The sequence below is a fragment of the Ensifer sp. NPDC090286 genome (genome assembly GCF_044769565.1).
GTDB lineage: Bacteria > Pseudomonadota > Alphaproteobacteria > Rhizobiales > Rhizobiaceae > Ensifer.
The window spans coordinates 30,343-46,538 of sequence record NZ_JBIVYF010000008.1; the positions used below are offsets into that span (position 1 = coordinate 30,343).

Consider the following 16,196-nt stretch of genomic DNA (forward strand, 5'->3'; position numbering starts at 1 on the left):
CGGCGTCACGAAACCGAGATCAGGTTGTCGAGACCGAGCAGCGCCGTGCGCGACGTCAGGGCACCGCCATAGGTGACTTCGACCGCGCCGGTGACGTCTTCGATGTCGATGACATCGCCGGTCTCATAGTTGCCGAAGATCACCCAGTAGTTGGGATGCGGCGAGAAAACCGCCGTCATGTTCGGCGCCGCCTGGACCGCGAAGGTCCCGGAACCCGCCATGCCGATACCGACGGAGGTGCGGTTGGGCGCGACGTTCGAAAGCTGCTGGATCGTCAGCGAGCCGAGAGCGCCGTTGACGCTCGGATTGACGAAGGTCGTCGCACCGGCCGAGTCCTGGGTCAGCTGGATCAGGTTCTGGCCGTTGGGATCTGCCGAGCGCACCTGCGTCGCCGAGAAGTTGATGCCCGGCTGCAGCACGCCGGTCTCCGACCAGACGAAGCTGTAGTCGAGACCCCAGGTAAAGGTCACGCGGCTTCCCGGCGCGGTCGGACGGGCGAACCAGGCGAGTGAGAACACGTTGCCGGGGGTCGTCGTCGGCGGCGCTTTCTGAAAGACGGCGAAGCTACCGGTCAGCTGCGAGTTGTTCACGCAAGTCAAAGAGTATGACGTCATCGGTGTTACCTTTCGTTTCTGGAATTGCGCCCGGGATCACATGGTGGCCGGCACCGCCTCCGGGGCTGAAGCGGCGCCGACCAGCCCCTCGCTGCCCGCTCAAGGGGAAGGGACAAAAGGGCAGCGAGGGGGATTGCCCGACGAGGGAGGTGTCGCCGGGCAAGTTCGTGGAAACGTCAGCCCGTCTGGACGATCAGGTTGTCCGGTCCGACTTTGATCTGCGCGCTGGCGGCGCTGGCGCCACTCGATGCGAACATGACCGTCGAGCCCTGATCGACATCGGAAATTGCAGGTGGCGGATATGTGCAGGCCGTGCCGAAGACCACGGTGACCGTCTGCGACAGGTCCGGCTCGAGGATCAACGGGCCCATCCCGGCCGGCGGTGCAAGTAGGATTGCAGCGGGACCGACGACAAGGCCGACCAGGCTGGCCGGCGGGACGCTGCGATCGAAGTCGACCTCGATCGAATTCGCCGGCCCTCCGGTAGAAACTGCTATGGCATAGGTGCCATTTGCAAAGGTGACGGTGGCCTTGCCTCCGAGCGTCACCGGGGTCTTTTCAGCCGTTGCGGGGTCGCCTTTGCCGTTGCCGGCAATCGCCAGGAGGGCCAAGGCGCCGCTCCCGCCGTTCCAGGTGAGCGTCGTCTCCCCTTGACCTGATCTCGTCACGTTGGAGATTAGGGCAGTCAGCACCTGCACGCTGACTGCGGGGCTCTTGAGCGGTGGCGGAAAGACGCTGAAATATGAAACGCCCACGACGCTCGATCCATTCGTTGCGCTCAGCGTGAACGTGGTCGGAGTTGCTGGAGGCGGGGTATCACCCGGCGCGGTGGAGGCTTGATCTGCGATCTGCTTCGACATGCCAGAGATCCCTTTTCACGAGCCATCCGGCTCCGCAATTCACTCTCTATGGGTGCAGAAAAAATAGCAACATCCCCATTGGTTGTCTTTGGGTGACCATCCCAAAAACTTGGACGACCGTCCCAGCGGGCTCATATGCTCCTCAGTTCCGTTATCCATTCGGAGAAGGAGGTTCCGAGCGTAAACGGCAGCAGCATGCCCCCTAGAGTTGCGCCTTCTCTGTTCCGCGCCTGGTCACGGGCCGCGCGTGGAGAAAGGCCGAAGGTCTGCCGGAACAGGCGGCTGAAATGCGCCTCGTCGGCAAACCCCATATCGAAGGCGATGTCGCCGATGCGGCGATCGGCGTGGCGGGGATCGCACAATGCAAACAGGGATCGGCGCAGCCGGCGCCTGCGGATGTAGGTTTCAACGCCGCCCGTCATTTCGAATTGCCGGAACAGCTGGCTGCGGGAGACGCCGAGCTCCCGCGCGAGCCGGGCGGTGGTCAGGTCGCGATGATGCAGATTGTCTTCGATGTGGCGGCGCAGGCGGCGACCAAGGTCCCCGGTGCGGCCGCCCGGCTTGCCGCCATCTGCGGGGCCAAGGCAGGACGCCAGGAGATCCGGGATGATCGACCCGAGCGACGTGAGTTCGTTGGCACCGAAGCGGAGTGCGGCTTCGGCCAGGGCCTGGACGACGCCTGAAACGAAGACGGCGATCGCGCTGCCATGGGATAGAATGCGCCCGGAGATCGGCTGTGGGGGCGCGACAGCGGCCGGCAGCAGTGCCCGCGGCACGATCAGGTGAACGGCTTCGGCCGCCCGCATGGAAAAGGCCACGGGCGTTGACAGATCAGAGACGGCCACATCGCCCGGTCGAAGGCGCCTCAGCCGTGGCGCGGTCAATCCGATGCGCCCGCCGATCACGCACGAAATGACGATGTGGTCGAGATCGTCGCGGGCGAGACGCAAATCGGTGCGCCGATATCGCCCACCGTCAGCATTGCTGCGGCAAAGCAGAAAGGTCCCGAAATGATGAACGACGAGGTTCGCCCGAAATGCCGCCGGTGGCAAATGTTTCGCCGGCGCGCTTTCGAACAGGATGTCGAGAACGGATCGCCAGGCTTCGAAGGGAGCGTCCCTGCCGGAGGTTGCAAAACGGAAACTGGGGTACGGGTCTGGTCTACCCGTCTGGCGCGGCAACTCTGTGGTTGTCTCGCTCACTCCGCTCCCTTTGGTTGCATCACGTGAAAGAGATGCGACTTTTACTCTAGTTCGCGAAGAGGAGAAGAGCGGCTTCCGTTCGACAGCGCTAATGCATTCTAAAGTCGGATCGATGCGGATTTCTGAGCGCTGGTCCAGCTTGGGTCAGATGGTTTCTTGGAACATCGGCAGAGCCGGCCACCGGATCCAGCACAGACCATGCGGAACGGCCAGCCGCCGCGCCGTTTTCCTCAAACGGTGCGGCGGCTGGCCTGGCGGTAGTCGTCGTGTTGGTCGAGGCATTTCCTGCATGCCCGGGGAGGTCGACCTCGGATGGTGAGCCCGGAACTGCCTCTGTGTGTCCCGATTGCGGACATCGACATTGCGAAGGAGCTCGGTGTCCGCTCTTCGCTCAAACCGCCTGTTCGAAATCCGTCGAAACGGAAACCGTGCGCCACCGGGCAAGAAGGTCGCGATCCGAAGCGTGCTTGGCCTCGATCGCAGCCACCGTGTCGCTGCCAAGCGGAAGCCGGACCGGCGGCTGCTCCGCATCGACGAATGAGATCAGCACGTCGGCAAGCCTGTCGGGGTTGCCCGGCTGGTTATGGCTGATCTCCTTCGCCTTGCTGCGAACGGCACCTGCAGTTTCCGCATAATCGCTGATCTCGATCGAGCTGACGCTCAGCGACGTCGAGTCGAGAAAATCCGTGCGGAAGTAGCCGGGCTCGATCGCCGTCGCGTAAATCCCGAGCGGCGCGAGTTCCGCCGCCAGGGCCTCGGTCAGTCCTTCGACGGCAAACTTCGTCGAGCAGTAGACGCCGAAACCAGGGCCGCTGCGGTAGCCGCCGACGGAAGAGAAGTTGAGGATCCGCCCATGGCGCTGGCGGCGCATGTGCGGCAGGACCGCGCGGGTGACCGCCAGAAGTCCGAAGACGTTGGTCTTGTAGAGCGCTTCGATCTCGGAGCCGGTTGCTTCCTCGACTGCGCCCAGCAGGCCGTAGCCGGCATTGTTGACCAGGACATCGATGCGCCCGAAGCGCGCGATCGCCTGGGCCACAGCCTGATGCGCCTGGGCCTCGTCGGTGACGTCGAGCGCAACGGCCAAGAGATTGGGATGGTCCCCGAAGCGGTCCGCGATTGCCTTCGGATTGCGCGCCGTCGCGACCACCTGATCGCCCTTGGCCAGGGCCTTTTCAACGATAAGAGCACCAAATCCACGGGATGCGCCAGTGATGAACCACGTATGCATGTGAGCCTCCGGTTTGTTTCGCCGCTCCATCGTCGGCGGCTGAAGAGGTTGTACTGCGAGACGTCTACTGAGATAATCGACTGGATTCTCGTTGAGCTGATGAGAGCTTTTCATCAATGCGAACCATATCGCCGTCCGACCTGTCACCTTTCTTGGCGCTTGCCCGCCACCAGAGCTTCCGCCGTGCGGCAGACGAGATCGGCTGCACGCCGTCCGCGCTCAGCCATGCCTTGAAGGCACTGGAGGAGCGCCTGGACGTTCGGCTCTTCAACCGGACCACCCGCAGCGTCGCACTGACCGAAGCGGGGGAACTTCTGCTCACCCGTGTCGCGCCCGCCTTCCGCGACATCGAGGACGCGCTTGACGACCTCAACAATTTTCGGGGGGCGCCGATCGGGCGGCTGAGGTTCAACACGGCACGCGCTTCGGCAAAAATGGTGCTTCTGCCCCTCGTCGCGCGATTTCTCGAAAGTCATCCGAAGGTCAACATCGAGATCGTCGTCGACAACGACCTGGTCGACATGGTGTCGGAGGGTTTCGACGCCGGCGTTCGCTTCGGCGAGATCGTCGCGCAGGACATGATCGCCGTGCCGATCGGTCCGCGCCAGCGTACCGCGATCGTGGCAACACCGTCCTTCTTTGAGCGCCACGCAAGGCCGATCACGCCCGAGCATCTGAAGGCGCTGCCCTGCATCGGGTTGCGCTTTGGCAGCGGACGCCTCTACGCCTGGGAGTTCGAGCGCGGCGGTGTCGAAGTTCAGGTCGAGGTGACCGGTTCCCTCATCGTCGACGACCAGGACATGATGGTCGACGCTGCCCTTCTCGGCGCGGGGATCGGCTTTGCCTTCGAGGACCAGGTTCGCGCGCTGATCGACGAGGGAAAGCTGGTTCGCGTGCTTGAAGACTGGTGCCCCTACTATAGCGGTTTCTACCTCTATTATCCGAACCGGCGGCAAATGCCGGCAGCACTCAGGGCATTCGTTGATTTCGCCAGGGTCCGGGACAGGTCAGCGCGCTGAGGTATAGGGCGCCCAAGCTGTCCGCGTAATGTCCGTGCAACCTCCTGTTTACAATCGTCTCCGCACGGTTTTACTGGCATCGGTTTTTGCCGCGTCAAAACAAGCGTCAGCCGAACGGCGCAGCCGGTCCAACAAACATGGTGCGGATGGTGTGGAAGCTCTGGCCCCGGTCTCTCAAGCAACGTCTCATCGCGCACCTGCTGGTCCTGCAGTTGGCGGTGCTTCTCGCGTTCGGCCTGTCCTTCGTCACGCTGCTCGTGGTCGCTGACGAAGGCGGCGCGCTCGTCAGCCCTACCCCGGTCGAGACGGCGTTCCGCGCAATCAAGCGGAATGATAGCGGCAAGCTCGAACTTGCTGACACCGCGGACCTGGCGCGCGTTCATCGCGAACAACCGCATTTCTGGTTCATCGCGCGCAGCGACAAGGGCGAAATCGTCCAGTCCGGCGACGTGCCGGAGATCTACCGCGGCATGACGGTGGCGCTCGACCGGATGACCTATTCGGACATCCGCGACGACGGCCCGCCATCGGATTATCTTGCCGTCATCCGGCGCATGACAAGCGAGGAAGGCAGCTTCACCGTATTCGGACAGGGAACGTTGCTGAGCCAACCTTCGCTCATCTTTTCGTTCTCTCGCCTGTTCGTCGCGCCGATGCTGGTGCTGCTCGCGCTCGTCACGATCTTTTCGGTGCCGCGCATCGTCAACCGGGCGATCCGGGGCATCTCCGATCTCGCGCGCGAAACGGACGAGATCGATATGACGCACCGAAGCCACCGGCTGGCCGAAACGGCGGTGCCAAGCGAGGTCCGTCCGCTCGTGCGCAGCATCAACAGCGCGCTCCACCGGCTCGATCAATCCTACGGCCAACACCAGCGCTTCATCCTCGACGCCGCCCATGAGCTGCGAACGCCCGTGGCCATTCTTCAGGCGCGCCTCGACTTGCTCGCCTCAGGGCCGGAGCGCGACCGGCTGATCTCCGACTGCGAGAGGATATCGGCGCTCGCCGAACAGCTGCTCGACTTGCAGCGGCTGGAAGCCAATGCCAGGCCGTTCACGTCCGTCGACCTCGTCGCGCTCTGCCGCAACGTCGCCGCGGACCTCGCTCCGCTCGCCATCGACGAGGGCTACGATCTGTCGTTCGAGCAAAACACGCAGCAGTCGATGATACAGGGAGACGCAGTCTCGCTCGAACGCGCGGTTACCAATCTCGTTCAGAACGCGATCGAGCATGCGGGAAACCAGGGCGTGATCGTCGTGCGGGTCGAGCCGGACGGCGTGATCGAAGTCAGCGACGACGGCCCCGGCATTCCGGAGGCGGAACGCGAGCGCGTCTTTGAGGCCTTTTACCGCGTCAAGCCACGGGAACGCGGCGCTGGTCTTGGCCTCAATCTCGTTCTGCAGATCACCGAGCGACACAATGGCCGTGTGAGCATCCTGACCGCCCCGAGCGGGGGCGCCTGCTTCCGGCTGGCGTTCCAAGGCGCGCGCATCTGAGCTGCAATCCACGGTATTGCAACAGGCAGGTTTGAACGTCGTGCGCGTGAAAACGGTCCGGAAAGCGGTCAAAATCCGCCTTTTCGACGAAAGAAAATCGATCTGGGGTCTATTTCGGCGGTTGGAAAGCAAAATTTAACCATACTTCTCCATCTTTTGTCCATCAGTCGTCAAGAAGGGGACAATCCAGAAATCGCGCAGCGGCGTTCGCTCGCCGGGGTGAGAGCCTTTGTGAGATTTTCTGGCTTGATTTGCGTTGTTGAGTAAGATCATTCGCCCACAGTCTTTGCACCGTCTGTTGCGCCCATTGCTGATCACTTGCTGCGGCACCGCCCTCGTCGGCGCGGCTGCGTGGTCGCTTGTCGGCATGGCCGCGATCGGCAATTCCTACGCGCATGGTTCCGGCCGCCTGCTGCCGAAGCCGCAGCTGCATTTGGCTGAGAAGACCAAAGAGCGCGTCTGGGACAAACACGCCAGAACCAACCAGGCGACGCGGCTCGTGGCCGCCGCCGCGGCGCAGCCGGTCATGGTCGCAAGCCTCGTTCCCAGCGAGGCGAGGTTCGCGTCCGATCCCCTGTTCCCGATGGACGCGGAAACGATCGGCAAAAGTGCCCGGATCGCAGCTGCGGTGAAAAAGGCCGTACGGGCGTCTGAGAAAGTCGCAAGCAACTCCACTCCCTCGACCGAGGCCCACCGTCAGGCCGTAGCGATTGGCCTGCCGGCGCCCGAACGCTTCGCGCCGATCGGCAGCGTTGCCGCGGCCAAGAATCCGGTCCAACTCGCCTACGCCACGCCCTCCCAGAGCCACGTGGAAGGCAGCGCATTTTCGGCTTTGTTGACGGCGCCGTCCGAGGACGATCTCGCCGAACAGCCGGACCAGGACCAGGACGAGACTGAAGACACGGCCGCCCTGCCGAGCCATGAGGACACGCCCTCGGTCGGTCCCATGCCGCAATTCCGCCCCCGCACCGCTCAGGCGGAAAAGCCGCCCGCCGAAGACGAAAAACCTGCGACCAAGCAGGCGGAAGCCGCGGCGGCGAAAAAGGAAGAAGAGACCGCCAAGGCCGACGCGGACGAAGCGCCGAAGAAGCAGAAGCTTGCCTATGCGCGGCCGGAAGATCCGACCGAAAACAGTGCCGGCACCGGCTTCGGCCAGGCGCTGCGCAACATGTTTGGCGGCGGAGCGAAAGCCGGCAACGGCGTCGCCGTCTACGACATCACCGCTGCCAAGGTTTATATGCCTGACGGCAGCGTGCTCGAGGCCCATTCCGGTATCGGTAAGATGGCCGACAACCCACGCTACGTCGACGTCAAGATGACCGGGCCGACACCGCCGCACACCTATAATCTCAGGATGCGCGAAACCCGTTTCCACGGGGTCGAGGCGATCCGCATGCTGCCGGTCGACGGACGGAACAAGCACGGCCGCGACGGTTTCCTGACGCATAGCTACCTGCTGCGCGGCAAGCGCGCGGAATCCCATGGCTGCGTCGCCTTCGCCGACTATCCGCGGTTTCTCACCGCCTTCAAGCAGGGCAAGGTCAAGCAGATCGTCGTGGTGCCGAGCGGCGGACGCGCGGCCGGCATGCGCCTGGCACAGAACGGCCGGAACTCCTGAGCGGAGCCGGCCAACGGTCGGATTGCGGGCAGCCGACGGTAAAGGTCTTTCGCCGACGAGGAACGGGCACTAAGATCCGGGCTTCGACAGGAGCGAGAACGAAGAGGACCGGGAGCCCGCCATGTGCCGAAACATCAAACCCCTGTTCAATTTCGAGCCGCCGGCGACGAACGCCGAGGTGCATGACGCTGCACTGCAGTTCGTGCGCAAGCTGAGCGGAACCAACAAGCCGTCCAAGCGGAACGAAGCCGCGTTCGAGCATGCCGTCAATTCGATTGCTGCATGCGCGCAGGAACTGCTCGACGCACTCGAGACGTCACAGCCTCCACGCAACCGCGAGGAAGAAGCGGCCAAGGCGCGCGCACGGAACGCCCTCCGCTTCGCCTGACGGCGGCCGGAGCCCGCTGCGGCTTCGTGCCTGTGAACCCAGGCGCCGCCCGCGTCACAAGCTGCGGACATCCTCGGCGGCTTCCACGCCCAATCTATATCGCAAACACCGTTGCGCGGCGCAGCGTCACGTAGCCGGTGTCGCCGGCCTTCACGACCCGCTCCGGCTCCAGGTCCAGCTCCAACGGCACGCCGCGCTCGGTCGTCGCGACCACCCGGCGGCCGCCCGGGCGATCCATCACCCGGCTGATATTGGCAGCGATGCCAGGGCCTCCGATCGCCCAATCGAGATCGACCGGCCGGGCGTAAAGCTCGGCCTTGCCGTCGGCGATCCCTGCAGCATCGATGACCGCGCCATCGGCGTAGGCCCGACCGTCACGCACTTCGGCGGGCAGCATGTTGGCATCGCCAAGGAACTTCATGACGAAGGCCGATTTCGGTTCGCGGCAGACCTCCTCCGGCGTTCCCTGCTGGACGATGTGGCCATCCTTCAGGATCACCACGCGGTCGGCGAGATCGAGCGCCTCTTCCTGGTCGTGGGTGACGAAGAGCGTGGTGATGCCGAGCTGGGTATGGATTTCGCGCAGCCAGCGCCGCAGCTCGCGCCGGACATTGGCATCGAGCGCGCCGAAGGGCTCGTCGAGCAAGAGCACCTTGGGATCGACGGCAAGCGCGCGGGCCAGGGCGACGCGCTGGCGCTGGCCGCCGGAGATCTGCGCCGGAAACCGTTCGCCGAGCCCTTCGAGACGGACGAGCCGCAACAGTTCAGCGACCCGCGCCTGGATCGCCGCCTTGTCGCGCTTGACCTTCGAGACCTCCATGCCGAAAGCGATGTTCTGCGCCACGGTCATGTGCGGGAAAAGCGCGTAGTGCTGGAACACGAAGCCGACGCCGCGATCGCGCACCGGGATGTCGGTCGCATCCTGGTCGCCGAAATAGATGTGGCCGCCATCGGCGAATTCGAGCCCGGCAACCATGCGCAATATCGTCGTCTTGCCGGAACCGGAGGGCCCGAGCAGCGCGACGAGCTCGCCGCTTTCGATCTCGAGCGACACGTCCTTGACGGCACGGAAGGTTTGGAAAGTCTTGACGACGTGGTCAAGGCGGATCTTCATGATGCATTCTCCGCGGAATTGGCAACTGGGCGGACGCGGCCCGCCCCTTGGCGCTCCAGAGCGACCTTGGCGATGATGGTGAAGACGGCAATGAGCGCCAGAATGGACGCCGACGCAAAAGCGCCCGCCGCCTGATAATCGTGATAGAGCAGCTCGATATGGAGCGGCAGGGTGTTGGTCTGGCCACGGATGTTGCCCGACACGACCGAAACCGCGCCGAACTCGCCCATCACGCGCGCATTGCAAAGGACGACGCCGTAGAGCAGCGCCCATTTGATGTTGGGCAACGTCACCGAGAAGAAGGTGCGAAAGCCGGAAGCGCCGAGGGAAACGGCCGCCTCTTCGAGGTCCCTCCCCTGCGCCTGCATCAGCGGAATGAGTTCGCGGGCGACAAACGGCGCGGTGACGAACATCGAGGCGAGCACGATGCCGGGAACGGCAAACAGGATCTTGATGCCATAAGCATCGAGCGTCGGGCCAAACAGGCCCTGCAGCCCATAGACGAAGAGATAGGCAACACCCGCGACTATCGGCGAAACCGAGAACGGGATCTCGATCACCACCAGCAGGAAACCCTTGCCGCGGAAATCGAACTTGGTGATCGCCCAGGCAGCGGCCACGCCGAAGGCGGTGTTGACCGGTACGGCGATCAGCGCGGCAAGCACGGTGAGCATGATCGCGTGGCGCGTGTCGGGATGCAGGATCGTATCGCGATAGACCTGCCAGCCCTTGGCAAAGGCCTCGACGCCGATGATCAGCAGCGGCGCGAGGATCAGGAACGCGCCGATGATCAGCACGATGCCGATCAGGGCACGGCGGAACACAGGTCCGTCGCCCACCCGCGGCAGCGTGCGTGCGGTCTTTTTGAAACGCATGGTCAGGACCTCCGCGTGTAGCGCAGCGCCCGCGCCTGCAGCCAGTTGGTCACGGCGAGCATGAGGAAGGCCGTCAGCAGCAGCACGGACGCGATCGCTGCCGCCGCCTGATAGTCGTATTCCTCCAGCCGAATGAAGATCAGCAGCGCGGTGATCTCGGTCGACATCGGCTGGTTGCCGGCGATGAAGATGATCGCACCGAACTCGCCGAGCGAGCGGGCGAAGGACAGGGAGACGCCGGCGAGAAGTGCTGGTGTCAAGAGCGGCAGGATGACCTTGCGGAAGATCGCGATATCCGAGCCGCCAAGCGACTGTGCCGCCTCCTCCAGCGCCGGATCAAGATCCTCCAGCACCGGCTGCACCGTGCGCACGATGAAGGGCAGCGAGGTGAAGCACATGGCGATCATGATGCCGATAGGGGTATAGGCGACCTTGATGCCATAGTCCTCGAGGATCGAGCCGAACACGCCGTTGGTCGTGAACAGTGCGGTCAGCGAAATACCGGCAACGGCCGTCGGCAAAGCGAACGGCAGGTCGACCATGGCATCGACGATGCGCCGCCCCGGGAAGCGGTAGCGCACCAGGACCCAAGCGAGCGCCAGGCCGAAGAAGAGATTGAATAGCGTCGCGCCAAGCGCGGCCGTCACGGTGACGCGATAGCTTGCGAGCGCCCGCTGCGACGAGACGATCTGCCAATAATCGAGAGGGCCGAGGCTCGCCGCCTTGAACACGAGGGCTGCCAGCGGCAGAACGACGATCAGGCTCACATAGAGCAGCGTCACCCCCAGCGACAGGCGTAACCCGGGCAGGACATTGCGTCTCAAGCGTTCATTTCCTTGTCATGTCATGGTGAAACCCGGCAGACGGTTCGTCTGCCGGGCTGATTGATTGCGAGGTCAAAGAGCGATCAGCGGCTGCCGTAAAGCTTGTCCAGGATGCCATCGGACGCGAAGTGCTCGGACTGGATCTTGCTCCATCCGCCAAAGACGTCGTCGACATTGACGAGGCGAATGTCCGGGAACTGCGCCTTGAATTCGCCGGCAACCTTTTCGTTGCGAACGCGATGGCCGAATTCGGCGGCGATGCGCTGGCCTTCCTCGGTATAGAGGAAGTCGAGATAGGTCTTGGCGAGCGCTTGCGTGCCGTGTTTCTCGGCAACCTTGTCGACGACTGCGACCGGGAATTCGGCAAGCAGGCTGACCGACGGGATGACGGCTTCAACCTTGTCGGCACCATACTGCTTGGCGATGCTGCGGGTCTCGGCCTCGAAGGTGATCAGGACGTCGCCGGTTTCGCGCTCGACGAAGGTCGTGGTCGAGGCGCGGCCGCCGGTGTCGAACACCGGAACGTTGTCGAAGATCTTGGTGATGTAGGCCTCGATCTTCGCCTCGTCGCCCTCATAGGCCTCCTTGGCCCAGGCATAGGCCGCCAGGTAGGTGTAGCGCGCATTGCCCGAGGTCTTCGGATTGGGGAAGACGGCGTGAACGTCGTCACGGGCAAGGTCGGACCAGTCCTTGATGTTCTTCGGGTTGCCCTTGCGCACCAGGAAGGACGGGAAGGAATAGAACGGCGAGGCATTGTTCGGGAACGCCTTCGCCCAGTCCTTGGAGACAAAGCCGTTCTTGGCCAGGAACTCGATATCGGTGGTCTGGTTGAAGGTGACGACGTCGGCTTCCAGGCCTTCGAGGATCGAGCGGGCCTGCTTCGACGTACCGGCATGCGACTGGTCGATCGTCACGCCCGGATGCTGCTTGATGAAGGCCTCGTTCTCGGCCACGAAGAGTTCGCGCGAAACGTCGTAGGAGGCGTTGAGAAGCTTCGTCGGCTCCTGTGCCAGCGCAGGGGTCACAAAATGCGCGACAAGGGTGGCGCCGAGAATGAGGAGGCGTTTCATGCGGTTCTCCGGTGTTGATGCTGACCGAGAACGTATCGGCAGGCGTGTGGGAGCGCGAGGGAACGCGGACCCTGGTTGTGCCAAGCCTTAGAAATTTCGTCTCGTTTCCGCTCCGTTTAGCGGAGTTTTTGCCTCAGCTTTCCCAAGGCAACCAATAGCTTATAGTCGGCGACTGAAGTGTCAGGACCCGTCGGGGCCTTGCATCCATTGCGGGATATCCCGTTTGGCATGCAGCACGCGCCACACGTCGACATGGTCGGCCTGTGGACGGTAAAAGACGATGTAGGGATATGTCCTCAACCCGATGCTGCGCAGATCCGGGAGTGTCAATTCGTAGGCATATCGCAACGATCCGGCCTCCGGATGGGTGCCGATCAGGTCGTACGCGGCCTGAAGCGCGTCGATAAATCCGAGAGCGACGTCCGGCCCCGCCTCGGTTGCGTAAAGATCGATGGCCGCTTCGACATCGTTGCGGGCCAGTTCGCGTGGAATGATCGGCTTGCCGCTCACTTCGGCCGTCGGCCGCCAACCCGGTCACGCAAGCCGGCAAAATAGTCGGCGTCGGCAGGCTCGGCCTGCGCGGAGGCGGCGCCGTCGAGCAACAGCCGGCGCAGATTGAGCCGATCCTGATCCCGGCGGATCAACTCCCGGATATACTCGCTGCTCGTCCCATAGCCTCGCCCGGCGACCTGCTCATCGACGAAGCTTTTCAGATGGTGCGGAAGGGATATGTTCATCGTGCTCATGGGGGAAGATTAGCGATCATGGCAAAATTTGGCAAGGATGACGGCTTTGTGGTCCTTCTCAAGCTCGCGCTCGCGACGGAAAGCCATTCCGGCGCCACCGATCTGGCATTCTGGGGACTAGATACATCCCTGGCGCTTTGACTAGATAGACGTTCAAGGCAGGGTTGGCGATTCGATGACGATATACTTCAAGGCAGGAATTTCCGATGAAACGGCGCTCGGGATGATCGAGCGGTGTTTCTCTGATGCGAACGACTATGACGGCTATCTCGACATTTTTGCCGACTACACCGAAAAGACCGTCTCGTGGAGTAAGGGCAGATCCGTCGAGGAGTTCAAGGACCAGATCACCGAGGCGCTGCGCGCGGCCTGGGAAGCTTCGCCCTTCTGGCAGGTCTATGAGCGCCGCGAAGAGCGGGACGACGCTGGCACCAACGAAATTCGAAGGGCAGCGATCGCCCTGACCCGCACCTATGGCGGCGTGGTCGTCATCACCCTCAGCCTGCTTGGAAGGCGCAGCAGTGCAAATGACCTCGAACTGGTGTTTGTCTGCTTCCAGGAAGATGCGCAACGCCGGAATTTCCGCGTGCGTTATGACGGGAAGTTCATTCCGTCCTTGAACGCCTGACGCCCCCACCCTGGGCCATGGAGACGAAGGGCGATGACAACCGAATATGATGCCGATGACGCCTTCTCCCTGATCGTTGCAAGCTTCCGCCAGGCGACCGGCAAGGCGCTGGTCGACCATCCGTTCGACGGCCGTTGGCTCTACGAGAGCGCACCCTTTGCGCTTTTGGCGCACGACCGGTCGGAGGACCCGCGTTTCTTCTACGCCAACAAAACCGCCCAGGCCTGCTTCGGCTACAGCTGGCAGGAGTTCATCGGGATGCCGTCGCGGCTCTCGGCCGAGGCGCCGAACCGCGAGGAACGGCAGCGTCTTCTCGACAGCGTCTCCACCAAGGGCTTCATCGACAACTATCGCGGCCTTCGGATCGCCAAATCCGGACGCCGCTTCTGGATCGAGAACGCCATCGTCTGGCAATTGGTGTGCGCCAACGGCGAACATGCCGGCCAGGCCGCCATGTTCCACAGCTGGAAGGATCTGTAAGCGCGCCGCCCAAGGCAGAGGGCGCGCCCCGTCTGCTTCCTCTCAATTCAAAAGCCGGACCAGTGCCAAAGCGACGCCGGGCGACAGCGTGATGATCGCCAATCGGATGAGGTCGGCAATGACGAAGGGCATGACGCCGCGGTAGGTCTGCACGATCGGGACATCCGTCGCCAGCTTGTTGATGATGAAGACGTTGAGGCCGATCGGCGGGGCAGAAAGTCCGATGCCGACGACGATGAGGACGAGAATGCCGAACCAGATGGCGACATCCTCGGTCGGCATGCCCAGATCCAGTGTCAGGATGATCGGAATGAAGACCGGCAGCGTCAGCAGGATCATCGCCAATTCGTCCATGACGGCGCCAAGCACGAGATAGGTGACGAGCATTCCGCAAATGACGACATAGGGCGGCAGGCCCGACTGTCCGACCATTGCGGCAAGCGTCGCCGGCATCTGCGTCAGCGCAAGAAACGCGCCGAAGACTTCCGCGCCGAGCAGGATCAGGAAGATCATTCCGCTGGTTTCGGCCGTTTGCAGCAGGGCGTTTTTCAGGACGCCGAGGCTCAAGGTCCTCTGCAGCAGGCCGACCAGCAGCGTTACTGCAGCCCCCACCGCGGCACCTTCCGTCGGCGTGAACACCTCGCCATAGATGCCGCCGACCACCGTGACGGCGACGGCCGCCGCCGGCACGATCGCAAAGTCCGCAGCCAGCAGCAGCAGGCCGAATATCGCCAGCAAGATCCCGCCGACCGTCCCGAGCGAGCCGACCAGCCAACCGATGACGCCACCGGCCAGAATGACCAGCCCCAGCGGCCTCGCCCAGAAAGGACGAGGCGTTCGAACCGTCTCGGTCGCCGTCACGGGCGGCGCGAGGTCGGGCCTGCGCCGCACGACGATCGCAATCGCGATCAGGTAGAAGGCAGCCGCCAACAGCCCCGGCACCAGGGCTGCCTGAAACAGCTTGGCGATGTTCTGCTCGGCGGTGATCGCATAGACCACCAGGATAACGGATGGCGGAATGAGGATGCCGAGGGTGCCGCCGGCGGCAATCGTCCCGGTGCCAAGCCCGACATCGACCCGGGCTCGGCGCAGTTCCGGCAGCGCCGCGCGTCCGAAGGTCGCCGTGGTCGCGACCGACGAGCCGCAGATCGCGCCGAACCCGGTGCAGGCGGCGATGACCGCCATCGGCATTCCGCCCTTGAAGCGTCCGAAGCCCCGCTCGGCGACGCGAAACAGCGTTGCGGCAATGCCCGACTGCTCGGCGAGCGCGCCCATCAGGATGAAGAGCGGGATGACCGAAAGCGTGTAGCTGGCAAACTGGCTATAGGTGTTGGTCTGCAGATAGTAGACCAGCGCATGCGGGCCGGAGAGATAGGCATAGCCGGCAGCACCGACCGCAAGCATGGCAAGAGCGATCGGCATCCGGATGGCGATCAAGAGCAGCATGGCCGCAAAGCCGACGAAGGCAATGGCAAAACCGCTCATCGGCCGCCTCCAATTTTCAAGAGGGAAACGGAAAGTCCGATGACGGCCGCAAGCGCCGCCAGCGCGGCACAGGTCAGATAGACCGGCCAGATCGGCCAGGGCAGCTGGATGAGGGTCGTCCCATATCCCCTCGCCTCCAGGCCACCGGTAAACAGCCCCCAGGCAAAAAACGCCAGGCATCCGGCCAAAAGCAGGTCCCACAGGCCGTCGATGACCCGGGTGACGCGTGCAGGAAGAGCCATCGTGAAGGTATCGACGGCAATGTGGCCATTGCGGGCCTGCGTGTATGCGAGAAAGGAGAAGGCGGCGACACCGACCGCCACCTCCACCAGTTCGTAATCGGCCGGAACCGGCCGATTGAACAGCCAGCGGCCCAGCACGCTGACGGTGACCAGTCCCGCCGCAAGGCAAAGAAGCGTGCCGCCGATGAGTGCCAAACCGGCCGCGAGGCGTTCGACTTCCCTGCGGCGCGGCACCCTCGCCGCGTCCTCGTATCCTACGTCTTCCATTGTTGAGGCCTCGAGCTGTTGGTTCATGCAGCGGCGCGTT

19 protein-coding genes are annotated in these 16,196 nt (G+C 63.4%); 7 read left to right on the top strand and 12 right to left on the bottom strand.

The features are described from left to right. Positions 1 to 5: 5 nt before the first annotated feature. The 4 genes from ACIQUG_RS31075 to ACIQUG_RS31090 all read right to left on the bottom strand — a co-directional run bounded on the left by ACIQUG_RS31075 (position 6) and on the right by ACIQUG_RS31090 (position 3,904). Positions 6 to 614, bottom strand: coding sequence for a hypothetical protein (locus ACIQUG_RS31075; RefSeq protein ID WP_043612005.1), 609 nt, complete (start codon positions 612 to 614; stop codon positions 6 to 8). Between the two features lie 176 nt (positions 615 to 790). Further along, a complete protein-coding gene (locus ACIQUG_RS31080; protein WP_402326099.1) occupies positions 791 to 1,474 on the bottom strand; it encodes a hypothetical protein in 684 nt (227 codons plus the stop codon). 131 nt (positions 1,475 to 1,605) lie between these two features. Next, entirely contained in the window at positions 1,606 to 2,379 is a 774-nt protein-coding gene (locus ACIQUG_RS31085) for a helix-turn-helix domain-containing protein (protein WP_402326101.1), read from the bottom strand. A 688-nt stretch (positions 2,380 to 3,067) separates the two neighbouring features. Then, positions 3,068 to 3,904 carry an oxidoreductase gene (locus tag ACIQUG_RS31090; protein WP_402326102.1) on the bottom strand — a complete coding sequence of 279 codons (837 nt, stop codon included), beginning with the start codon at positions 3,902 to 3,904 and terminating at the stop codon, positions 3,068 to 3,070. Positions 3,905 to 4,020: 116 nt separating this feature from the next. On the opposite strand from ACIQUG_RS31090, the gene ACIQUG_RS31095 reads away from it, so the two are divergent. The 4 genes from ACIQUG_RS31095 (at position 4,021) to ACIQUG_RS31110 (ending at position 8,425) form a co-directional block, all read left to right on the top strand. Further along, positions 4,021 to 4,923, top strand: coding sequence for a LysR family transcriptional regulator (locus ACIQUG_RS31095; protein WP_402326103.1), 903 nt, complete (start codon positions 4,021 to 4,023; stop codon positions 4,921 to 4,923). Between the two features lie 146 nt (positions 4,924 to 5,069). Then, positions 5,070 to 6,419, top strand: a complete 1,350-nt coding sequence (locus tag ACIQUG_RS31100; RefSeq protein ID WP_402326105.1) for a sensor histidine kinase — start codon at positions 5,070 to 5,072, stop codon at positions 6,417 to 6,419. A gap of 298 nt (positions 6,420 to 6,717) precedes the next feature. After that, positions 6,718 to 8,037, top strand: coding sequence for a DUF2778 domain-containing protein (locus ACIQUG_RS31105; protein ID WP_402326106.1), 1,320 nt, complete (start codon positions 6,718 to 6,720; stop codon positions 8,035 to 8,037). A gap of 121 nt (positions 8,038 to 8,158) precedes the next feature. Further along, on the top strand, positions 8,159 to 8,425 hold the full coding sequence (locus tag ACIQUG_RS31110; protein ID WP_043612018.1) for a DUF2277 domain-containing protein: 267 nt from the start codon (positions 8,159 to 8,161) through the stop codon (positions 8,423 to 8,425). Between the two features lie 94 nt (positions 8,426 to 8,519). On the opposite strand, the gene ACIQUG_RS31115 is transcribed toward ACIQUG_RS31110, so the two are convergent. The 6 genes from ACIQUG_RS31115 to ACIQUG_RS31140 form a co-directional block, all read right to left on the bottom strand. Next, on the bottom strand, positions 8,520 to 9,539 hold the full coding sequence (locus tag ACIQUG_RS31115; RefSeq protein ID WP_402326107.1) for a sulfate/molybdate ABC transporter ATP-binding protein: 1,020 nt from the start codon (positions 9,537 to 9,539) through the stop codon (positions 8,520 to 8,522). Continuing rightward, positions 9,536 to 10,414 (bottom strand): sulfate ABC transporter permease subunit CysW, encoded by an 879-nt coding sequence (gene cysW, locus ACIQUG_RS31120; RefSeq protein WP_402326108.1) that lies wholly within the window; start codon positions 10,412 to 10,414, stop codon positions 9,536 to 9,538. The genes ACIQUG_RS31115 and cysW overlap by 4 nt, the downstream gene beginning before the upstream one ends. A gap of 2 nt (positions 10,415 to 10,416) precedes the next feature. Beyond that, the gene (gene cysT / locus ACIQUG_RS31125) at positions 10,417 to 11,238 is read right to left on the bottom strand and encodes a sulfate ABC transporter permease subunit CysT (protein ID WP_402326109.1); all 822 of its coding nucleotides are present in this window, start codon (positions 11,236 to 11,238) and stop codon (positions 10,417 to 10,419) included. Between the two features lie 83 nt (positions 11,239 to 11,321). After that, on the bottom strand, positions 11,322 to 12,308 hold the full coding sequence (gene cysP, locus ACIQUG_RS31130; protein WP_192448457.1) for a thiosulfate ABC transporter substrate-binding protein CysP: 987 nt from the start codon (positions 12,306 to 12,308) through the stop codon (positions 11,322 to 11,324). A 180-nt stretch (positions 12,309 to 12,488) separates the two neighbouring features. Further along, positions 12,489 to 12,818, bottom strand: a complete 330-nt coding sequence (locus ACIQUG_RS31135) for a type II toxin-antitoxin system RelE/ParE family toxin (protein ID WP_402326110.1) — start codon at positions 12,816 to 12,818, stop codon at positions 12,489 to 12,491. Beyond that, positions 12,815 to 13,054, bottom strand: a complete 240-nt coding sequence (locus tag ACIQUG_RS31140; RefSeq protein WP_192448455.1) for a type II toxin-antitoxin system ParD family antitoxin — start codon at positions 13,052 to 13,054, stop codon at positions 12,815 to 12,817. Before ACIQUG_RS31140 ends, ACIQUG_RS31135 begins: the two co-directional genes overlap by 4 nt. An 18-nt stretch (positions 13,055 to 13,072) precedes the next feature. On the opposite strand from ACIQUG_RS31140, the gene ACIQUG_RS31145 reads away from it, so the two are divergent. Genes ACIQUG_RS31145 through ACIQUG_RS31155 form a run of 3 tightly spaced genes read left to right on the top strand, consistent with a single transcriptional unit; the run spans position 13,073 to position 14,162 of the window. Beyond that, entirely contained in the window at positions 13,073 to 13,195 is a 123-nt protein-coding gene (locus tag ACIQUG_RS31145; protein WP_256436944.1) for a hypothetical protein, read from the top strand. A 34-nt stretch (positions 13,196 to 13,229) separates the two neighbouring features. Next, complete coding sequence (locus tag ACIQUG_RS31150) at positions 13,230 to 13,682, top strand: hypothetical protein (protein WP_043612036.1); 453 nt, start codon at positions 13,230 to 13,232, stop codon at positions 13,680 to 13,682. A 33-nt stretch (positions 13,683 to 13,715) separates the two neighbouring features. After that, entirely contained in the window at positions 13,716 to 14,162 is a 447-nt protein-coding gene (locus tag ACIQUG_RS31155; RefSeq protein WP_402326112.1) for an MEKHLA domain-containing protein, read from the top strand. Between the two features lie 42 nt (positions 14,163 to 14,204). On the opposite strand, the gene ACIQUG_RS31160 is transcribed toward ACIQUG_RS31155, so the two are convergent. Then, on the bottom strand, positions 14,205 to 15,647 hold the full coding sequence (locus ACIQUG_RS31160) for a TRAP transporter large permease (protein WP_402326114.1): 1,443 nt from the start codon (positions 15,645 to 15,647) through the stop codon (positions 14,205 to 14,207). Then, positions 15,644 to 16,156: a TRAP transporter small permease gene (locus ACIQUG_RS31165; protein ID WP_402326116.1), complete on the bottom strand. Its 513-nt coding sequence runs from the start codon at positions 16,154 to 16,156 to the stop codon at positions 15,644 to 15,646. Before ACIQUG_RS31165 ends, ACIQUG_RS31160 begins: the two co-directional genes overlap by 4 nt. Positions 16,157 to 16,196 lie beyond the last annotated feature (40 nt).

Bases quoted from the DNA above. Each gene is read 5' to 3' on its own strand.
- ACIQUG_RS31155 (WP_402326112.1), top strand. From the start codon at position 13,716: ATGACAACCGAATATGATGCCGATGACGCCTTCTCCCTGATCGTTGCA.
- ACIQUG_RS31145 (WP_256436944.1), top strand. From the start codon at position 13,073: ATGGCAAAATTTGGCAAGGATGACGGCTTTGTGGTCCTTCTCAAGCTC.
- ACIQUG_RS31090 (WP_402326102.1), bottom strand. From the start codon at position 3,904: ATGCATACGTGGTTCATCACTGGCGCATCCCGTGGATTTGGTGCTCTT.
- cysW (WP_402326108.1), bottom strand. From the start codon at position 10,414: ATGCGTTTCAAAAAGACCGCACGCACGCTGCCGCGGGTGGGCGACGGA.
- cysP (WP_192448457.1), bottom strand. From the start codon at position 12,308: ATGAAACGCCTCCTCATTCTCGGCGCCACCCTTGTCGCGCATTTTGTG.
- ACIQUG_RS31140 (WP_192448455.1), bottom strand. From the start codon at position 13,054: ATGAGCACGATGAACATATCCCTTCCGCACCATCTGAAAAGCTTCGTC.
- ACIQUG_RS31115 (WP_402326107.1), bottom strand. From the start codon at position 9,539: ATGAAGATCCGCCTTGACCACGTCGTCAAGACTTTCCAAACCTTCCGT.
- ACIQUG_RS31150 (WP_043612036.1), top strand. From the start codon at position 13,230: ATGACGATATACTTCAAGGCAGGAATTTCCGATGAAACGGCGCTCGGG.
- ACIQUG_RS31110 (WP_043612018.1), top strand. From the start codon at position 8,159: ATGTGCCGAAACATCAAACCCCTGTTCAATTTCGAGCCGCCGGCGACG.
- ACIQUG_RS31080 (WP_402326099.1), bottom strand. From the start codon at position 1,474: ATGTCGAAGCAGATCGCAGATCAAGCCTCCACCGCGCCGGGTGATACC.
- ACIQUG_RS31095 (WP_402326103.1), top strand. From the start codon at position 4,021: ATGCGAACCATATCGCCGTCCGACCTGTCACCTTTCTTGGCGCTTGCC.
- ACIQUG_RS31160 (WP_402326114.1), bottom strand. From the start codon at position 15,647: ATGAGCGGTTTTGCCATTGCCTTCGTCGGCTTTGCGGCCATGCTGCTC.
- ACIQUG_RS31075 (WP_043612005.1), bottom strand. From the start codon at position 614: ATGACGTCATACTCTTTGACTTGCGTGAACAACTCGCAGCTGACCGGT.
- ACIQUG_RS31100 (WP_402326105.1), top strand. From the start codon at position 5,070: ATGGTGTGGAAGCTCTGGCCCCGGTCTCTCAAGCAACGTCTCATCGCG.
- ACIQUG_RS31165 (WP_402326116.1), bottom strand. From the start codon at position 16,156: ATGGAAGACGTAGGATACGAGGACGCGGCGAGGGTGCCGCGCCGCAGG.